Source organism: Ruegeria sp. CJ3 (assembly GCF_056536725.1).
Window position 1 is genome coordinate 488,447 of record NZ_JBQFQE010000001.1, and the last position, 16,544, is coordinate 504,990.

18 protein-coding genes are annotated in these 16,544 nt (G+C 60.1%); 17 read left to right on the forward strand and 1 reads right to left on the reverse strand.

The window, feature by feature from the left end; genetic code table 11:
• Positions 1–28 precede the first annotated feature (28 nt).
• The 15 genes from ACR0J1_RS02400 (at position 29) to ACR0J1_RS02470 (ending at position 14,109) form a co-directional block, all read left to right on the forward strand.
• Positions 29–1,123 (forward strand): dimethylsulfoniopropionate demethylase, encoded by a 1,095-nt coding sequence (locus tag ACR0J1_RS02400; RefSeq protein WP_480729691.1) that lies wholly within the window; start codon positions 29–31, stop codon positions 1,121–1,123.
• 30 nt (positions 1,124–1,153) lie between these two features.
• Positions 1,154–2,149 (forward strand): acryloyl-CoA reductase, encoded by a 996-nt coding sequence (acuI, locus tag ACR0J1_RS02405; RefSeq protein ID WP_480729689.1) that lies wholly within the window; start codon positions 1,154–1,156, stop codon positions 2,147–2,149.
• A gap of 185 nt (positions 2,150–2,334) precedes the next feature.
• Complete coding sequence (gene frr / locus ACR0J1_RS02410) at positions 2,335–2,898, forward strand: ribosome recycling factor (RefSeq protein WP_480729687.1); 564 nt, start codon at positions 2,335–2,337, stop codon at positions 2,896–2,898.
• A 9-nt stretch (positions 2,899–2,907) separates the two neighbouring features.
• Entirely contained in the window at positions 2,908–3,639 is a 732-nt protein-coding gene (locus ACR0J1_RS02415) for an isoprenyl transferase (protein WP_480729685.1), read from the forward strand.
• Positions 3,636–4,418, forward strand: coding sequence for a phosphatidate cytidylyltransferase (locus tag ACR0J1_RS02420; protein ID WP_480729684.1), 783 nt, complete (start codon positions 3,636–3,638; stop codon positions 4,416–4,418). The genes ACR0J1_RS02415 and ACR0J1_RS02420 overlap by 4 nt, the downstream gene beginning before the upstream one ends.
• A complete protein-coding gene (gene dxr / locus ACR0J1_RS02425; protein WP_480729682.1) occupies positions 4,418–5,590 on the forward strand; it encodes a 1-deoxy-D-xylulose-5-phosphate reductoisomerase in 1,173 nt (390 codons plus the stop codon). The genes ACR0J1_RS02420 and dxr overlap by 1 nt, the downstream gene beginning before the upstream one ends.
• 6 nt (positions 5,591–5,596) lie before the next feature.
• Positions 5,597–6,949, forward strand: a complete 1,353-nt coding sequence (rseP, locus tag ACR0J1_RS02430; RefSeq protein ID WP_480729681.1) for an RIP metalloprotease RseP — start codon at positions 5,597–5,599, stop codon at positions 6,947–6,949.
• A 90-nt stretch (positions 6,950–7,039) separates the two neighbouring features.
• Positions 7,040–7,168, forward strand: a complete 129-nt coding sequence (locus ACR0J1_RS02435; protein ID WP_480529052.1) for a hypothetical protein — start codon at positions 7,040–7,042, stop codon at positions 7,166–7,168.
• A 128-nt stretch (positions 7,169–7,296) separates the two neighbouring features.
• Positions 7,297–9,657, forward strand: coding sequence for an outer membrane protein assembly factor BamA (bamA, locus tag ACR0J1_RS02440; RefSeq protein WP_480729679.1), 2,361 nt, complete (start codon positions 7,297–7,299; stop codon positions 9,655–9,657).
• Between the two features lie 6 nt (positions 9,658–9,663).
• A complete protein-coding gene (locus ACR0J1_RS02445) occupies positions 9,664–10,245 on the forward strand; it encodes an OmpH/Skp family outer membrane protein (protein ID WP_480729678.1) in 582 nt (193 codons plus the stop codon).
• A 72-nt stretch (positions 10,246–10,317) separates the two neighbouring features.
• Entirely contained in the window at positions 10,318–10,791 is a 474-nt protein-coding gene (gene fabZ, locus ACR0J1_RS02450) for a 3-hydroxyacyl-ACP dehydratase FabZ (protein ID WP_480469859.1), read from the forward strand.
• A complete protein-coding gene (lpxA, locus tag ACR0J1_RS02455) occupies positions 10,788–11,573 on the forward strand; it encodes an acyl-ACP--UDP-N-acetylglucosamine O-acyltransferase (protein ID WP_480729676.1) in 786 nt (261 codons plus the stop codon). Before fabZ ends, lpxA begins: the two co-directional genes overlap by 4 nt.
• A 3-nt stretch (positions 11,574–11,576) precedes the next feature.
• Positions 11,577–12,371 carry an LpxI family protein gene (locus tag ACR0J1_RS02460; protein WP_480729674.1) on the forward strand — a complete coding sequence of 265 codons (795 nt, stop codon included), beginning with the start codon at positions 11,577–11,579 and terminating at the stop codon, positions 12,369–12,371.
• Positions 12,371–13,528, forward strand: a complete 1,158-nt coding sequence (gene lpxB / locus ACR0J1_RS02465; protein ID WP_480729673.1) for a lipid-A-disaccharide synthase — start codon at positions 12,371–12,373, stop codon at positions 13,526–13,528. The genes ACR0J1_RS02460 and lpxB overlap by 1 nt, the downstream gene beginning before the upstream one ends.
• Positions 13,528–14,109: a hypothetical protein gene (locus ACR0J1_RS02470; protein WP_480729671.1), complete on the forward strand. Its 582-nt coding sequence runs from the start codon at positions 13,528–13,530 to the stop codon at positions 14,107–14,109. The genes lpxB and ACR0J1_RS02470 overlap by 1 nt, the downstream gene beginning before the upstream one ends.
• Here the strand turns inward: ACR0J1_RS02470 and mnmA are convergent.
• Positions 14,106–15,251, reverse strand: coding sequence for a tRNA 2-thiouridine(34) synthase MnmA (gene mnmA, locus ACR0J1_RS02475; RefSeq protein WP_480729670.1), 1,146 nt, complete (start codon positions 15,249–15,251; stop codon positions 14,106–14,108). The two genes, ACR0J1_RS02470 and mnmA, sit on opposite strands and share 4 nt — an antisense overlap.
• Before the next feature lie 129 nt (positions 15,252–15,380).
• Between mnmA and sciP the strand changes: the two genes are divergently transcribed.
• Both sciP and ctrA read left to right on the forward strand, forming a co-directional pair.
• Positions 15,381–15,674 carry a CtrA inhibitor SciP gene (gene sciP / locus ACR0J1_RS02480; RefSeq protein ID WP_480729669.1) on the forward strand — a complete coding sequence of 98 codons (294 nt, stop codon included), beginning with the start codon at positions 15,381–15,383 and terminating at the stop codon, positions 15,672–15,674.
• 84 nt (positions 15,675–15,758) lie between these two features.
• The gene (gene ctrA, locus ACR0J1_RS02485) at positions 15,759–16,475 is read left to right on the forward strand and encodes a response regulator transcription factor CtrA (RefSeq protein ID WP_480729667.1); all 717 of its coding nucleotides are present in this window, start codon (positions 15,759–15,761) and stop codon (positions 16,473–16,475) included.
• The last annotated feature ends 69 nt before the right edge of the window (positions 16,476–16,544 follow it).

Genomic DNA, 16,544 nt, shown 5'->3' on the forward strand with positions numbered 1-16,544 from the left:
CCTGTGTTTCTGCCTTGGGAGTTCTGAGATGGCAGTTATCACTCCAAATCGACGCGTCCGCAAAACGCCGTTCACCGCAGGTGTCGAGGCCGAAGGGGTCAAGGGCTACACCGTTTATAACCACACGCTGCTTCCGACCGTGTTCGAAAGCGTACAGGCAGACGCGGCGCATCTGAAACAGCATGTTCAGGTCTGGGATGTCTCATGCGAGCGGCAGGTCCGGATCAAGGGACCCGATGCGCTGCGATTGATGAAGATGCTTAGCCCTCGTGACATGGACCGGATGCAGGCGGATCAATGCTACTACGCTCCGATCGTGGACCACCGGGGCGGAATGCTGAACGACCCGGTGGCGATCAAGCTGGCTGACGATCACTATTGGTTGTCGGTGGCGGATGGTGATCTGTGGCAATTTGCTTTGGGTCTGGTGATTGCGCTGGGGCTTGATGTCGAGGTGACAGAGCCGGACATCTCTCCGCTGGCCGTCCAGGGACCCAAGGCCGAAGAACTGATGGCGCGAGTCTTCGGTGATGAGGTCCGTGACATCAAGTTTTTTAGATACAAGTGGTTACGCTTTGAAGATAAAGCGTTTCTGGTGGCACGCTCGGGCTGGTCCAAGCAAGGTGGATTCGAGATATACGTCGAAGGCCGGGACTACGGAATGCCGCTGTGGAATGCGCTTTTTGCCAATGGGCGCGATCTGCACGTCAGGGCCGGGTGCCCCAACGGTATCGAGCGGGTTGAAAGTGGCCTGCTGAGCTTTGGCTCGGACATGCGGCGCGAAAATACGCCTTATGAATGTGGGTTGGCGCGGTTCTGCAACTCGCCTCTGGATCATATCGGCAAGGCCGCATTGGCGGATCAGGCCCGGAACGGACCTCCGCGGATGATTCGACCGTTGGTGATCGAGGGCGAGATCGGCCCTTGCACCGAAGCCTGGCCGTTGGCTGCGCAGGGTCAGCAGATTGGCCAGATCACTTCGGCGGCATTCTCGCCCGAGTTTGGGGTGAATGTAGCCATTGGCATGGTCGACCGATCCCACTGGACCGCAGGAACGCGGGTCGAGGTGATCACCGAACACGGGATGCGGTGGGCAGAAGTGCAGGAGAAATTCTGGCGCTGAGCGCCTGATTGCATACAAGGGAGTAAGATGATGTTTAACGCACTTATTGTTGAAAAAGATGAAGAAAGCGGTTTGGCGAGTGCTGCCGTTCGACAGATTTCACAAGACGCTCTGCCGGATGGTGACGTAACGGTTGCAGTCGAGTATTCGACCGTGAATTACAAGGACGGCCTTTGCATGTCGCCCAAGGGGGGCGGGCTGGTTCGTACCTATCCCCATATCCCGGGGATCGACTACGCTGGGACGGTCGAACGGTCGTCGGACGACCGCTACAGCCCGGGGGACAAGGTCGTGCTGACGGGCTGGCGCGTGGGTGAGGCCCATTGGGGTGGGTATACGCAAAAGGCGAACGCGCGCGCGGATTGGCTTGTACCGCTGCCCGACGGGCTGACGACACGACAGGCGATGGCGGTGGGAACCGCCGGCTTTACCGCGATGCTGGCGGTCATGGCGCTTGAAGATCATGGGCTGCAACCGGGCCATGGCCCGGTCTTGGTGACCGGTGCGGCAGGCGGTGTCGGGTCCGTGGCGACCGCCATTCTGGCGCATCTTGGTTATGAGGTGGCGGCAGTCACGGGGCGTCCCGAAACGGCGGACTACCTCAAATCGCTGGGGGCCACGACGATTGTTCCGCGGGACGAATTGAACGAGACCACCAAGCGCCCGCTGGAAAGTGAAATGTGGTCCGGCTGTGTGGATGCAGTCGGTGGCGCGATGCTGGCCCGGGTTCTGGGGCAGATGAAATATGGCGCATCGGTCGCTGCCGTGGGGCTAGCTGGCGGTGCAGCGCTGCCCGCGACGGTGATTCCCTTCTTGCTGAGAGGAGTGAATCTGCTGGGCATCGACAGTGTGATGCAGCCCTATGACAACCGGGTTCGCGCCTGGCAGCGCATCGCCACGGACTTGCCGATGGACAAGCTTGAGGCGATGGTTCATCCGGCAACGCTGTCGGATTTACCCCAGCTAGGAGCCGATATTCTGCAGGGGCAGATCAAGGGTCGGGTCGTTGTCGACGTGAATGCCTGACGGCGCAACTAAAGCCAGATGCCGGTCGGACGCTTTGTCCGACCGCATTCTTCGTTGGCAATGAGGCCGGAATGCCGGAAACAGTTCTGGTCATTGCCACAATTCCTGACCATGATTGCTATACATCCTATTAGCGATGGCTTAAGACCCATCCCGACAACACCTGAAGACGGGGAGTGAGCAGCATGTCTGATGAATTTGACCTGGACACCGACGACCTGAAACGCCGCATGGATGGCGCGATGGCCAACCTCAAGACCGAATTTGCCTCGCTGCGGACCGGGCGTGCCTCGGCGTCGATGCTTGAGCCTGTGATGGTTGATGCCTATGGATCAATGACGCCAATCAATCAGGTCGGCACCGTGAACGTGCCCGAACCACGCATGGTCACTGTCAATGTCTGGGACAAGGGCCTGGTCGGCAAGGTCGAAAAGGCGATCCGCGAAAGTGGGCTGGGGATCAATCCTCAGCTGAACGGGACCATCATCATGCTTCCGATCCCCGAGCTGAACGAAGAACGCCGTCGCGAGCTAGGCAAGGTCGCCGGTCAGTACGCGGAAAGCGCCCGGGTCTCGATCCGCAACGTGCGGCGCGATGGCATGGACCAGATCAAGAAGGGCAAGGCCGATGGCCTGTCCGAAGATGACCAGAAACTGTGGGAATCCGAGGTTCAGGATCTGACTGATACGATGATCAAGGCTGTTGACGAGGCGCTTGAGACCAAACAAGCCGAGATCATGCAGGTCTGAGTGCCGCAGATGCCAAAGGATCCTCATAACCCGCCGCACTCGGGGCCGCGCCATGTCGCCATCATCATGGACGGCAATGGCCGCTGGGCCCAGGCGCGCGGGCGACCCCGGCTGTTCGGCCACCACGCCGGCGCCCGCCGCGTGCGCGAGGTGGTCGAGGCCTGTCCGGGGCTTGGGGTCAAGTATCTGACCGTCTTTGCGTTTTCGACCGAAAACTGGAAGCGTACTCAGGTCGAGGTGGCTGGGTTGATGAACCTGTTCCGGCGCTACATCATCAAAGAAACCAGGACGTTGAAGGATAACGGCATCCGCGTGCGGTTCATTGGTGATCGCGTACGCCTGGATGCAAAACTGACCGAGCTGATGGATACCCTTGAACGGGAAACGCAGGACAATGATCTGGTTCACCTGACCGTGGCGCTGAACTATGGCGGTCGGGATGAGGTGGCACGCGCGACCAAGCGGCTGGCGCGTGATGTGGCCGAGGGGCGTTTGCGGCCCGAAGATGTGGATGAAGAGACGCTGCCTAAGTATTTGGATACGCGGGTTCTTCCGGATCCGGATCTGGTCATCCGCACCAGTGGTGAGGCGCGGATCTCGAACTTCCTGCTCTGGCAGTCAGCCTATTCCGAATACGAATTCATCGATACCCTGTGGCCGGATTTCACTGCTGCCGAACTGGAGCGCCTGTGCCGCAGCTACGGCGCGCGCGAGCGGCGGTTCGGAGCGGTTCCGGCATGAGCGATGGCCGATGGTCAGACCTGACAGCCCGGGTTCTGTCTGCTGCGGTTCTGGTGATCGTCGGCGCGATTGAGGTCTGGCTGGGCGGGCTCTGGTTCGAAGCTTTCATTGCAGCGGCCTGCGGTCTGATGACTTGGGAACTTGTGCGCATGGTCGAGCCCGCGCGTCAGGGTGTTGCCGTTCAATTGGCGGTCCTGACAGGTTTTGCAGTCGTTCTAAGCTTTCATTTGCCGCCGCTTTACAAGCTGCCCTTCCTGCTGGCCCCGGCGCTGGTCGGGGCGGGGCAGATCAGCCGCGCGCGTGGTCATTATGTGCTGTTTGCCTTCTGGATCGCCGCGTCGGGGCTGGGGTTCATCTCGATCCGTGAAAACATGGGGTTTGGTTGGATGGTCTGGCTGATCCTCGTCGTCGTCGCCACCGATGTTGCGGGCTATTTCGTCGGCAAAACGCTGGGCGGCCCGAAATTCTGGCCCAAGGTCAGTCCCAAGAAAACATGGTCCGGCACGGCGGGCGGCTGGGTTGCTGCCGCTGTGGTCGGCGGCGTCTTTGCCATCCATGCGGGGTTCGGGCTTGCGTTTGTTCTGATCTCGGTTCTGGCGTCCATGGCCAGTCAGGCCGGCGACATTGTCGAAAGCGCCACAAAACGCAAGTTCGGCGTCAAGGACAGTTCGAACCTGATCCCCGGCCATGGCGGGTTTCTGGACCGCTTTGACGGCATGATGGGGGCTGCGGTTTTTGTCTTGATAGCAGGACTGATCTACGCGCCCGGAGGCATGTGATGCGGAAGGTCTCAATTTTCGGGGCGACGGGCTCGGTCGGGCAAAGCACGATCGACCTGATTGCGCGGCACCCCGAGGCCTATGACGTCGTTGCGCTGACCGGTGGGGGTAATATCGATCAGTTGGCCAAGGACGCAAAGCGTCTGGGTGCGGATATTGCCGTCACGGCGTTTGACGACCGGTTGGACGATTTGCGCGCGGCGCTTGCGGGCAGCGGCGTTCAGGCGGCAGCGGGGCAGACGGCCCTGATTGAAGTGGGCGCGCGCCCGGCGGACTGGGTGATGTCAGCGATTGTCGGAGCTGCGGGATTGGCCCCGGGGTTAGAGGCATTAAAACAGGGGGCTACGCTGGCGCTGGCCAACAAAGAGACGTTGGTCTGCGCAGGAGCGCTTGTATTGGAAACGGCGCAGACGCATGGCGCGCGTCTTCTGCCGGTCGACAGTGAGCATTCGGCGGTGTTTCAGGCGTTGGTGGGCGAGGATATGGCCACCGTCGAACGGATCATAATCACCGCCAGCGGTGGTGCTTTCCGCGATTGGCCGCTGGCCGATCTGGCCCGCGCGACGGTCGAGCAGGCGTCGAGCCACCCGAACTGGAACATGGGGCAGCGGATCACGATCGACAGCGCATCTATGTTCAATAAGGCACTGGAAGTCATAGAAACAAAAGAATATTTTGGCATCTCTCCGGCGCAGATCGAAGTACTGGTTCATCCCGAATCCATCGTTCACGCAGCGGTCGGGTTTCGGGACGGGGCATTGATGGCGCATCTGGGTGCACCGGATATGCGCCACGCGATCGGATACGCTTTGCACTGGCCCGAACGGCGCGATCTGCCCATCGAGCGGTTGGACCTTGCAAGACTCGGTCAACTGCGGTTCCAAACCCCGGACGAGGCGCGCTATCCCGCGCTGCGGCTCGCGCGCGAGGTTATGGGACGCGGCGGCCTGTCGGGGGCGATCTTCAATGCCGCCAAAGAGCGCGCCTTGGATCACTTCATTGAACGCCGGATCGGGTTTCTGGACATGGCCGATGCGGTGGCTGCGGTACTTGAACGGTTTGAGGCCTCGGACGGCCTTATTGATGCCCCTTTGACACTTGATAATGTGCAGCAAACGGACCATCTGACTCGGCAGTGGGTCGATGAAACCGTATTGCAACGAGCAGGATAAATACCTTTGGACTTACTCTCTCTGATTCCGCAATTCGGCAATCTTATCTATACGATAGTGGCCTTTGTTATAGCACTTTCCGCGATCGTCGCGGTGCATGAATACGGGCACTACATTGTCGGTCGCTGGTCCGGCATCCACGCTGAGGTCTTTTCCATCGGGTTCGGCCCCGTTCTCTGGAGCCGCATCGACAAGCGCGGCACCCGCTGGCAGATCGCCTTGTTGCCGTTCGGCGGCTATGTGAAGTTTCTGGGTGATGCCAACGCCGCGTCCGGCAAGGACGAAGACGCGATGGGCGAGATTGCCCAACAAAGCCCCGAAGAACTGCGCCGCACGATGCATGGGGCCCCTTTGTGGGCGCGCGCCGCGACTGTGGCGGCGGGGCCGATCTTTAACTTCATTATGTCTATTCTGGTGTTTGGTCTGGTCTTCTGGTCCCAAGGCGTCTCGCGCGAGCCGTTGACGGTTGGATCTTTACAGCCGCTGCCAGGTACGGTGCAGGGCCTGCAGGAGGGGGATGAGATCATCGCCATCGCCGGGCTACCGACCCCGGACTTCGATGACGAGAACACGTGGTCAGACTTCATCGACACGCTACCGGTCCAGCCCGAGTTGGACTATACCGTGATCCGCAACGACGAGACCGTTGACGTAGCCGGGCCGTGGCTATTCCCGCCGCTGATTCAGCAAGTTGCGCCGCGGAGTGCGGCGATGGACATCCAGCTCGAAAGTGGTGACGTGATCACCGCCGTTGACGGAGAGCCGATTTTTGCCTTCGAGCAGCTCAAAGAGCATGTCGAAGGATCGGACGGGCGCGCCTTGCTGTTGAATGTCTGGCGCAATGGGGCCGATCTGGAATTCGCGCTGGCGCCGCGCCGCACGGATGAACCGCAGCCCGATGGGGGCTTTGTCACCCATTGGCGCATCGGCATCGTGGGCGGCATGATGCTTGAGCCTAAAACGGTTCCTGCCGGGCTGTGGGACTCGCTGCAAGGCGGCATGGCGCAGACGTGGCGGATCGCCGAGGGGTCACTTTCGGGGCTTTGGCATATGGTCACGGGGGCGATCAGCACCTGCAACATCTCGGGGCCGATCGGAATCGCCGAGGTCTCGGGCGCGATGGCAAGCCAGGGGCCTCAAAGCTTCATCTTCTTCATTGCTGTCCTGTCCACCGCAGTCGGACTTTTGAACTTGTTCCCGATCCCGGCGTTGGATGGCGGGCATCTGGTATTTTATGCCTACGAGGCGGTGTCGGGCAAACCGCCCAGCGACAAGGCGCTGCGGGTGCTGATGGGGATCGGTGTGGCGCTGATCCTGTCGCTGATGCTGTTCTCGGTCAGCAATGATCTGTTCTGCTGATTAAGGCGGTCGCTGCACCGTTTCGACGCAAAATTGCCGCAATTCGAACCTATGCTCTTGGGTGCTTTCTTATGAATGGACCCGAGGGCGATGACCAAGGCGTTGCAGAAATCTTACCAGAGCTTCAGCTTCCTGTTTCTTCTGAACTGGGACGTCTTGCTGAGCTTTGGTGTGACCGCACTGGCGCTGGCTTTGGGGGGCTATTTCGTCGGTCTGTGATTCTCGGCGCGATGGTGTGACGACCTGCAACGGCCCACGGGCCGTTTTTTGCATTTTGCGCTTTTGACATGGTGCCGCAATCGGGCTACTCAGCAGCTAAAGTCTGAAAATTCTGGGTAGTGAAAAAAATGACTAACAACAGAGGCACGGGCACATTCTGCGGCTCTCGCGGGCGGCAAAGCAATATTTTGTGGCAGGCACTAACATTCTTTTTCTTCTTTGCTATGCCGGGTTTGCTGGTTTTGCCGCACCCCGCACAAGCGCAATCTTACACCATCAACAGCTTCGAAGTTGAGGGCAATCGACGCATCGAAACGTCGACCATCATCGCACGGACGGGAATCGAGCCTGGGCAGACGGTGAGTGCCGGACAATTGAACGATGCCTTTCAGCGTTTGCTTGACAGTGGTGTTTTTGAGACAGTCGAACTGACGCCGCGTGGCAGCACTCTGGTCATTGAGGTCGCTGAATACCCGACCATCAACCAGATCAGCGTCGAGGGGAATCGCCGGGTCAAGGACGATGTGCTGCTTGAGGCCATTTCCTCTCAGTCGCGCCGGGTCTTTACGCCTCAGATGGCCGAAGCGGATGCCGATCTGATTGCGCAGATCTATTCCGCGCAGGGCCGGGTGTCGGCGACTGTAATCCCACGCATCATCCGCCGCAGCGATAATCGCGTCGATCTGGTGTTTGAAGTTGCCGAAGGCACTACAATCGAGGTCGAGCGCGTCAGCTTTGTCGGGAACCGAGCTTACTCTGACCGCCGCCTGCGCCGGGTACTTGAAACCAAACAGGCGAACGTCCTGCGCACATTCCTGCGCGGTGACACGTTCATCGCCGACCGGATTGAATTCGATAAACAGGTGATCCGCGATTTCTACCTGTCGCGGGGCTATGTCGATTTCCGGGTCAACAGCACAAATGTGGAATTCACCCGCGAACGGGACGCGTTCTTTCTGGTGATGAACATCACCGAAGGCCAGCGGTTCGCGTTTGGCCAGATTTCGACGGTCAGCGAGATTCCGGGCGTGGAACCGGCGGCCTATCAGGCGGCGCTGAAGATCAAGCCGGGGGTGATCTACTCGCCCAGCCTCGTTGAAAACTCGATTGCCCGGATGGAACGTCTGGGGCTGAAGAACGGCGTCGACTTCCTGCGGGTCGAGCCACGCGTGACGCGCAATCCGCGCGATCTGACGCTGGATGTGCAGTTCGTCCTGACCCGCGGCCCGCGCATCTTTGTCGAACGGATCGACATCGAAGGCAACACCACCACTCTGGACCGTGTGATCCGGCGACAGTTCGACACGGTCGAAGGCGACCCGTTCAACCCGCGTGAAATTCGCCAAAGCGCCGAACGTATCCGTGCGCTCGGCTTCTTCTCGGTGGCGGATGTCGAGACGCGCGAAGGCTCTTCGCCCAGTCAGGTGATCGTGGATGTCGACGTGGAAGAGCAGCCTACCGGTTCGCTGAGCCTCGGCGGTAGCTTCTCGGCATCGGACGGTTTCGGGATTGCAATCGGCCTGAACGAATCGAACTTTTTGGGTCGGGGGCAAAATCTGGGTGTGACCCTGTCCACCGCTCAGGATTCCGAGCAATACTCGATTAACTTCACCGAACCCTATCTGTTGGGCCGCAAACTGCGCTTTGATCTGGGTCTGGGGCTGGCAACCACCAATTCCAGCTTTGCGAGCTTCGATACTGAGACGTTGTTCTTCAACCCGCAGATCAGCTATGCCATCGGCGAGTTGTCGTCTCTGCGCCTGCGCTATGGCTGGGATCGTAGCGAAATGACACAGCAGAGCAACGAAACCAACGGCGCTGTGATCGCATCGGAAATCGCGCAGGGCAAACGCACATCCAGCTCAATCGGCGTGTCATATGTCTATGACAGCCGCCTCGGTGGTCTGAACCCCAACGCGGGCGTTCTGTTCGAGGTGGGCGTGGACGCCGCTGGATTGGGGGGCGACAACGAGTTTATCAGCTCGACCGCGCGCGCCATTGCCCAGAAACGGGTGCTGAACGAGGAAGTGGTGCTGCGGGCTACTCTGGAACTGGGGGCCTTCAACTGGACTGGCGATGACTTCAGCCGGACCGTCGATCGCTTTGTTCTGGGCCCCAGCCAGTTCCGCGGGTTTGAACCCGCCGGTATAGGCCCGCGCGACTTGTCGAACGGGCAGGACGACGCCATTGGCGGCAACTATTACTGGGTTGCCCGGTTCGAGTCGGACTTCCCGCTGGGCCTGCCCGAAGAACTGGGCCTGCGAGGTGGCGTATTCTATGATGTCGGCAACCTCTACAACATCGACAATGTAGACACCGCAGGTGCAGATATTGTCGGGGCGGGCGGGTCGATCCGGCACGTGCTGGGTGTCTCGGTCCTGTGGACGACGCCATTCGGCCCGCTGCGGTTCAACTTCTCGAAGGCGTTGAAGAAAGAGGAATTCGACAACGAGCGGAACTTTGACCTGACCATTCAGGCCCGGTTCTGATCGCGAATGACCTTTCGTTTCGTGAAAATACTGCAGGGCCCCATTCGGGCCCTGTGTGTTTTGGGGCTGCTGACGGGGGTTCCGGTCGGGGCGCAGCAGCTTGGCGTGCCGCAATCCAGCGTTCTGACGATCTCGAGCGAGCGATTGTTTGCGGATTCCGCGTTTGGCCAAAGAATTTTCCGAGAGATTGAGGCGGAAGGCGCGCTGCTGGCGCAGGAAAACGAACGGATCGTGGCTGAACTGAGCCGCGAAGAGAAAGATTTGACTGAAAAGCGCGCGACTCTGTCGGCAGAAGAGTTTCGCCCTCTGGCCGAAGCGTTTGATGAAAAGGTACAATCGCATCGCGACGGGCAACGCGCTAAGCTGGACGCGTTGGCACGGCGCGGCGAAGAGGCGCGCGGCCAGTTTTTTGAACTGGCCCAACCCGTCCTCATTGATCTTCTGCGCGAGTCTCGCGCATCGGTGGTGATCGAACGGGCGACGGTTGTGCTCAGCTCGGATGCCTCCGACATTACTGATGCGGCGATTGCCCGGATTGATGCCGCGATTGGCGACGGTGCCGCGCTTCAAACGCAAAGCGACGACTAGGCCGGCTTGCCCTCGGGTACCTGTATTGCTAACCACGCTTGAAAGAGACATCCAGGACGGGACATCCAAACCATGACCACGGAAACCAAGAGCGCCGACATTCAGCTGATTCAGCGGATATTGCCGCACCGCTATCCGTTCCTGCTGGTCGACAAGGTGGTGGACATTCAGGGCTATCAATCGGCGGTCGGTATCAAGAACGTCACCATGAACGAGCCGCATTTTCAGGGCCATTTCCCGGGCACGCCAATTATGCCCGGCGTCACGATTGTCGAGGCGATGGCCCAGACTGCTGGTGTTATGCTGGGCGTCGGCATGGATGTTATCGACAGCGAGTTGCTGATCTATTTCATGAATATCGACAAGTGCAAATTCCGCCGTAAGGTCGTGCCCGGTGACGTGCTGGAAATGCACGTCGAAACGGTGCGCGGCAAGAAGGGCGGCAAGATCTTCAAGTTCAGCGGCCGCGCCACGGTCGAGGGCGAGGTGGCGGCCGAAGCCGAATTCTCGGCCTATGTCGATTGGGACATGGAAAAGACAACATGAGCGGTATCCATCCCAGCGCCATAATCGAAGACGGGGCCCAGATCGGGCAGGGCTGTGTCATTGGTCCGTTTTGTTATGTCGGGTCGCAGGTGCGGCTGGGTGATCGGGTCGAGCTGAAATCTCATGTGGTGGTTACCGGCGATACCAGCGTTGGCGAAGATACGGTCATCTTCAATTTCTCGGTGATCGGGGAAATTCCGCAAGATCTGAAATTCGGCGGAGAGAATACGCGCCTGGAAATCGGCAAACGCAACCGCATCCGCGAGCATGTTACGGTCAACACCGGCACCGAGGGCGGCGGCGGTGTGACGCGGATCGGCGACGATTGCCTGCTGATGGCCGGGGTTCATGTGGCCCATGATGTGCAGATCGGCAATCGCGTGATCATGGTCAACCATGCCGGCGCGGCGGGTCATTGCATTATCGAGGATGACGTCATCGTCGGCGGCATCTCGGGCCTGCATCAATGGGTCCGCGTGGGTCGCGGCGCAATCATCGGAGCGCTGACCATGGTGGCCAATGACGTCATTCCCTACGGCCTCGTGCAGGCCCCTCGGGGAGAGCTGGATGGGCTTAACCTTGTTGGCCTCAAGCGGCGGGGCGTGACGCGGGCGGATATCTCGGCCCTGCGCGCGGCCTTCCGCGAATTGTCCGAAGGTGAGGGCACCTTCATGGATCGCGCCAAGCGTCTGGGTGACGATGCCGAAAGCGAGTATGTGCGTCAGATCGTCGATTTCGTGACGGGTGAGACCGACCGCTCTTTCCTGACGCCGAGGAAGTAACCCATGCTGGCTCTGATCGCGGGGACAGGAGTGTTGCCGGACGCGGTGGTGAATTGCCTGCCCGAACGTCCGCTCATCTGCGCGATGGAAGGGTTCGAACCGGACACGCTGAACGCGGATGTGGTCTTTCCGCTGGAACATCTGGGCAGTTTCATCGCTGATCTCAAAGCGCGCGGCGTGACCGAGATTTGCATGGCCGGAGCCGTGCGTCGTCCGGTCGTGAACCCTGCGCGGATTGATGCCGCCACGATCCCTCTGGTCCCGATCCTGCAGCAGGCGATTGCCTCTGGCGATGACGGTGCATTAAGGGCCGTCATTGGCATCTTTGAAGAGGCCGGGCTGACCGTGCGGGCGGCGCACGAGATCGCGCCGGACCTGCTGCCTCCGCTTGGCTGTCTGACCGAGGCGCAGCCCTCTGAGGCCGATCTTGCGGATGCGGACCGCGCAGCGGGTATTCTGCGCGCAATGGGGGCGGCGGATATCGGTCAGGCCTGCGCGGTTCTGAAAGGTCAGGCGCTGGCCGTCGAGAGCATCTTTGGCACCGCCTGGATGCTACAGTCGCTGACGCAACGCCCGGATGCGGGCGGTGGCGTTCTGTTCAAGGGTCCCAAACCCGATCAGGACCGGCGCGCGGATATGCCTGCCATCGGGCCTGACACGGTATCCGGCGCTGTGGCCGCTGGGCTGTCGGGCATCGTGATCGAAAAGGGCGGCGTCATCGTACTTCAACGTGACCGCGTGATCGAGGAATGCAACCGTCTGGGCCTGTTCCTGTTGGTCCGTGAGCGCGCGGTTTGATGCGCGTCTTTCTGGTCGCCGGGGAACCTTCGGGCGACCGTTTAGGGGCGGCGTTGATGGAGGGCTTGCGTACGCTGGTCCCTGAAATTGAATTCGATGGCGTCGGCGGGCCCTTGATGCAGGCACAAGGGATGACCAGTCGTTTTCCCATGTCAGAGCTCAGCGTCATGGGGCTGGTCGAGGTTCTGCCGAAGTTCTTCCACCTCAAACGTCGTATCGCCGAGACCGCACAGGCGGTGCTTGAGACGCAACCGGATGTGTTGATCACAGTCGATAGCCCGGATTTCTCGCTGCGTGTCGCCAAGCTGGTCAAGGCCGACAGCGATATCCGCACCGTCCACTACGTCGCCCCCAGTGTCTGGGCGTGGCGACCGGGCCGGGCAGACAAGATGGCGAAGGTGATCGACCATGTCCTCGCCCTGTTGCCGTTCGAGCCACCCTATATGGAACGCGCCGGGATGGAGTGTGATTTCGTTGGCCACCCGGTTGTGAACGAACCGGTGGCCACCGAGCAGGACATTGCACAGTTTCGGGCAGATCATGATCTGGGTGACGCGCCGCTTGTACTTGCCTTACCCGGCTCCCGAAGGGGAGAGGTTGAGCGCCTCGCTCCGATCTTTGGTGCGGCGCTGCAGCGGTATCTGCAAGATCGCCCCGATGCGCGCGTGGTGGTTCCGGCGGTCGCGCATATGGTTGATGCCGTGACCCAGCAGGTCAGCGACTGGCCGGGTCGGCCGGTGGTGGTTGACCCGCGCAGCTTACCCTCGGATCAGGCGCAGGCCCAGAAACGGGCCGCTTTCGCGGCCGCCGAGATCGCGCTGGCGGCGTCGGGAACGGTGTCTCTGGAACTGGCTGCACAGGCGACGCCGATGGTGATCGCTTACAACCTGAACTGGCTGACGACGCTGATTGCGAAGCGGATGGTGAAACTGGACACGGTGACTCTGGTCAATCTCGTCTCGGAAACTCGCGCAGTCCCTGAATGCCTTCTGGACGATTGCGCGGCAGACAAGATTGCCGCCGCGCTACAACAAGTCGCCGCGACGCCAGGGGCACAGCAAGAGGCCATGCGCCTGACCATGGACCGGTTGGGTCGCGGGGGCGAGGCGCCAGGCCTGCGCGCGGCCAAGGCGGTTCTGCAGCGGATGGCGCGCTGATGCTGGATCATCTGGTCTTTGCCGCCTCGGCCTTCATGGCGCAGGTTCTGACCAATCTCGACAATCTTGCCGCGCTTGTGGCGCTGATGATGGTGTCAGGCCCGCGCCGGACCGTGGCCGGGTTCTTGCTGGCGCAGCTATTGGTGATCACCGCCGCGCTGTTGCTGGCAATCGGCGTGGATGATGTCATTCCACACTGGGCCGGGTATCTGGGGGCGATCCCGCTGGGCCTCGGCCTGTTTGGCGTCTTCCGCCAGTTCAAAGGGTCGCAAAACGACGAGGCCCCACGGCTGTCATCCGGCGCATCGACGCTCGTCACCATGATGCTGTTCATCAGTCTCTCGATGGACACCTTCGCTGTGCTTGCACCTTTGCTTGCGGATTCAGCCCCGAGCTATCGGATCGCAGGCGCGACCGGGGCCATCTTCGCCGCGCTGACGCTGACCATTCTGGGCCTCTTCGGTGGGCGCGCGCCGATCATGACCGGAGGGTTCGCGCGTCGGCTGGAAACCCTTGTGCCGTATGTGATGATCTGCGCGGGGCTTTACATCCTCAGCAACTCGTGGACCGACGCGATCTAATAGCCACGCCAGATCCAGCCTCCGCCAAAGATGCGACTGCCTTCATTGGCATAGAACACACAAGCCTGACCCGGCGATATCCCTTCCTCGGGCGTCAGCAATTCAACCTCGGCCGTGGTGTCGGACAGAGGCCGGACGATCGCCTCGCGCGGGGGGCGGGTTGAGCGGACTTTCACTGACAGATGCCATTCGTCACGAGACGTGAACGGTTCATCCCCCAGCCAGTTAATCTCACGCACCGGAATGGTGCGGGTGGCCAGCAACTCTTTGGGGCCGACGACGACCTGTTTCTTGTCCACGTCCAGCTTGACCACATAAAGCGGCTCGCTGAGGCCGCCGATGCCAAGACCGCGGCGCTGACCGATGGTGTAGTGGATCACGCCGTCATGCTGTGCCAGCACGCGGCCATCGGCATGCACGATCTCGCCGGGTTCGGCAGCACCGGGGCGCAGCTTTTCGATCACGCTGGCATAGTTGCCATCAGGCACGAAACAGATGTCCTGACTGTCGGGCTTGTCCGCCACGGCCAGCCCATACTGCGCCGCCATCTCACGCGTGGCATCCTTTGAGGGCAGGTGGCCCAGAGGGAAACGCAGAAAGTCCAGCTGCTCGGGCGTGGTCGAGAACAGGAAGTAAGACTGATCGCGGTTGGCATCCTCCGCGCTGTGCAGTTCCGGGCCGTTCGCGCCCATCTTGCGCTGTATGTAGTGGCCGGTGGCCATGCAATCAGCTTCAAGGTCCTTGGCCGTTTCCAGCAGGTCCTTGAACTTTACCCGCTCATTGCAGCGGATGCACGGCACCGGGGTCGCGCCCGCCAGATAGCTGTCGGCGAACTCGTCGATTACCGCGTCCTTGAAGATGTTCTCATAATCCAGCACGTAGTGTGGAAACCCACGCTCCTCAGCCACACGCCGCGCATCGTGAATGTCGATCCCGGCACAGCACGCGCCCTTCTTGGCCAGTGCCGCCCCGTGGTCATATAGCTGCAGCGTCACCCCAACCACGTCATAGCCCTGATCCGCCAGATAAGCGGCCACGACCGAGCTGTCGACACCGCCCGACATGGCCACCACCACCCGCGTTTCCGAGGGCGGTTTGGCAAAGCCAAGCGAATTGATTTGGGTCTCGGCGGCGAGGGCCATGGCGATTCCAGTCCGGGTTAAGAAAGACCGGCAGAATATAGGAAAATTCTACACACTCTCAAGGGGCGGTTTCACGCCCTTTTAAGTAGGCTGGGTGCAGCTTTGTCGCAGCAAGAAAAGGTATGAGAGATGTATTTGCACAAAGTGGAAGGGCCAAGGTCTGTCACCTTGCCGGATGGAAGCGTTCTGACCCGCGCGGACCTGCCCCCCGCAGACACTCGACGCTGGGTGGCGTCGCGTAAGGTTATCGTCGTGCGAGGGGTGCTGTACGGGCTGATTTCGCTGTCGGATGCGAAAAAGCGATACGGGCTGAGCGATGAGGAATTCAATACCTGGGTGTCGGCGGTTGCCGAGCATGGAACAGACGCACTGAAGGTCACAGCGCTAAAAAAATATCGACAACCTAAAGGAGAAAGTGAATAAGTGAATCAACGGTAACGACAGGTTAACCATTTTTGGCCAGTCTCATTTCGAACCGAAGATATTTAACCGAATTGGAGCAGTTGAATGCGTATACTTCTTGTCGAGGATGATCCCACCACGTCCAAAAGCATCGAGCTGATGCTGACACATGCCAACCTGAATGTGTATGCGACGGACCTGGGTGAAGAAGGGATCGATCTGGCCAAGCTTTATGACTATGATCTGATCCTCCTGGACCTGAACCTGCCGGACATGAACGGACATGAGGTATTGCGGCAACTACGCATTTCACGGGTTGAGACACCTATCCTGATCCTTTCGGGTGCGGATGATACGGAAAGCAAAATCAAGGGCTTTGGTTTCGGTGCGGATGATTACCTGACCAAACCTTTCCATCGTGAAGAGCTCGTGGCGCGTATTCATGCGATCATCCGGCGTTCGAAAGGGCATTCGCAATCGGTGATCCATACAGGTCGCGTGGCAGTGAATCTGGATGCGAAAACGGTCGAGGTCGACGGTAAAACCGTGCATCTGACCGGCAAGGAGTACCAAATGCTGGAACTGCTGAGCCTGCGCAAGGGCACAACCCTGACCAAAGAGATGTTCCTGAACCATCTCTATGGCGGCATGGATGAACCGGAACTGAAGATCATCGACGTTTTCATCTGCAAGCTGCGTAAGAAGCTCAGCAATGCAACGGGCGGCGAAAACTATATCGAGACGGTCTGGGGGCGCGGATATGTCCTGCGCGATCCGCAATCAGGCCGGGCGGACGAAACCCGTATGGCAGTCAGCGCCTGATTTCATCAAATTCATGCCGTCGCTGGTCCGGGGCGGCAATCCTACTCACAGCTCAGCACAGCACTGGAC

Coding starts and splice junctions, on each gene's coding strand:
- ACR0J1_RS02400 (WP_480729691.1), top strand. CDS start 29: ATGGCAGTTATCACTCCAAATCGACGCGTCCGCAAAACGCCGTTCACC.
- acuI (WP_480729689.1), top strand. CDS start 1,154: ATGTTTAACGCACTTATTGTTGAAAAAGATGAAGAAAGCGGTTTGGCG.
- frr (WP_480729687.1), top strand. CDS start 2,335: ATGTCTGATGAATTTGACCTGGACACCGACGACCTGAAACGCCGCATG.
- ACR0J1_RS02415 (WP_480729685.1), top strand. CDS start 2,908: ATGCCAAAGGATCCTCATAACCCGCCGCACTCGGGGCCGCGCCATGTC.
- ACR0J1_RS02420 (WP_480729684.1), top strand. CDS start 3,636: ATGAGCGATGGCCGATGGTCAGACCTGACAGCCCGGGTTCTGTCTGCT.
- dxr (WP_480729682.1), top strand. CDS start 4,418: ATGCGGAAGGTCTCAATTTTCGGGGCGACGGGCTCGGTCGGGCAAAGC.
- ACR0J1_RS02435 (WP_480529052.1), top strand. CDS start 7,040: ATGACCAAGGCGTTGCAGAAATCTTACCAGAGCTTCAGCTTCCTGTTT.
- bamA (WP_480729679.1), top strand. CDS start 7,297: ATGACTAACAACAGAGGCACGGGCACATTCTGCGGCTCTCGCGGGCGG.
- ACR0J1_RS02445 (WP_480729678.1), top strand. CDS start 9,664: ATGACCTTTCGTTTCGTGAAAATACTGCAGGGCCCCATTCGGGCCCTG.
- fabZ (WP_480469859.1), top strand. CDS start 10,318: ATGACCACGGAAACCAAGAGCGCCGACATTCAGCTGATTCAGCGGATA.
- lpxA (WP_480729676.1), top strand. CDS start 10,788: ATGAGCGGTATCCATCCCAGCGCCATAATCGAAGACGGGGCCCAGATC.
- ACR0J1_RS02460 (WP_480729674.1), top strand. CDS start 11,577: ATGCTGGCTCTGATCGCGGGGACAGGAGTGTTGCCGGACGCGGTGGTG.
- lpxB (WP_480729673.1), top strand. CDS start 12,371: ATGCGCGTCTTTCTGGTCGCCGGGGAACCTTCGGGCGACCGTTTAGGG.
- ACR0J1_RS02470 (WP_480729671.1), top strand. CDS start 13,528: ATGCTGGATCATCTGGTCTTTGCCGCCTCGGCCTTCATGGCGCAGGTT.
- mnmA (WP_480729670.1), bottom strand. CDS start 15,251: ATGGCCCTCGCCGCCGAGACCCAAATCAATTCGCTTGGCTTTGCCAAA.
- sciP (WP_480729669.1), top strand. CDS start 15,381: ATGTATTTGCACAAAGTGGAAGGGCCAAGGTCTGTCACCTTGCCGGAT.
- ctrA (WP_480729667.1), top strand. CDS start 15,759: ATGCGTATACTTCTTGTCGAGGATGATCCCACCACGTCCAAAAGCATC.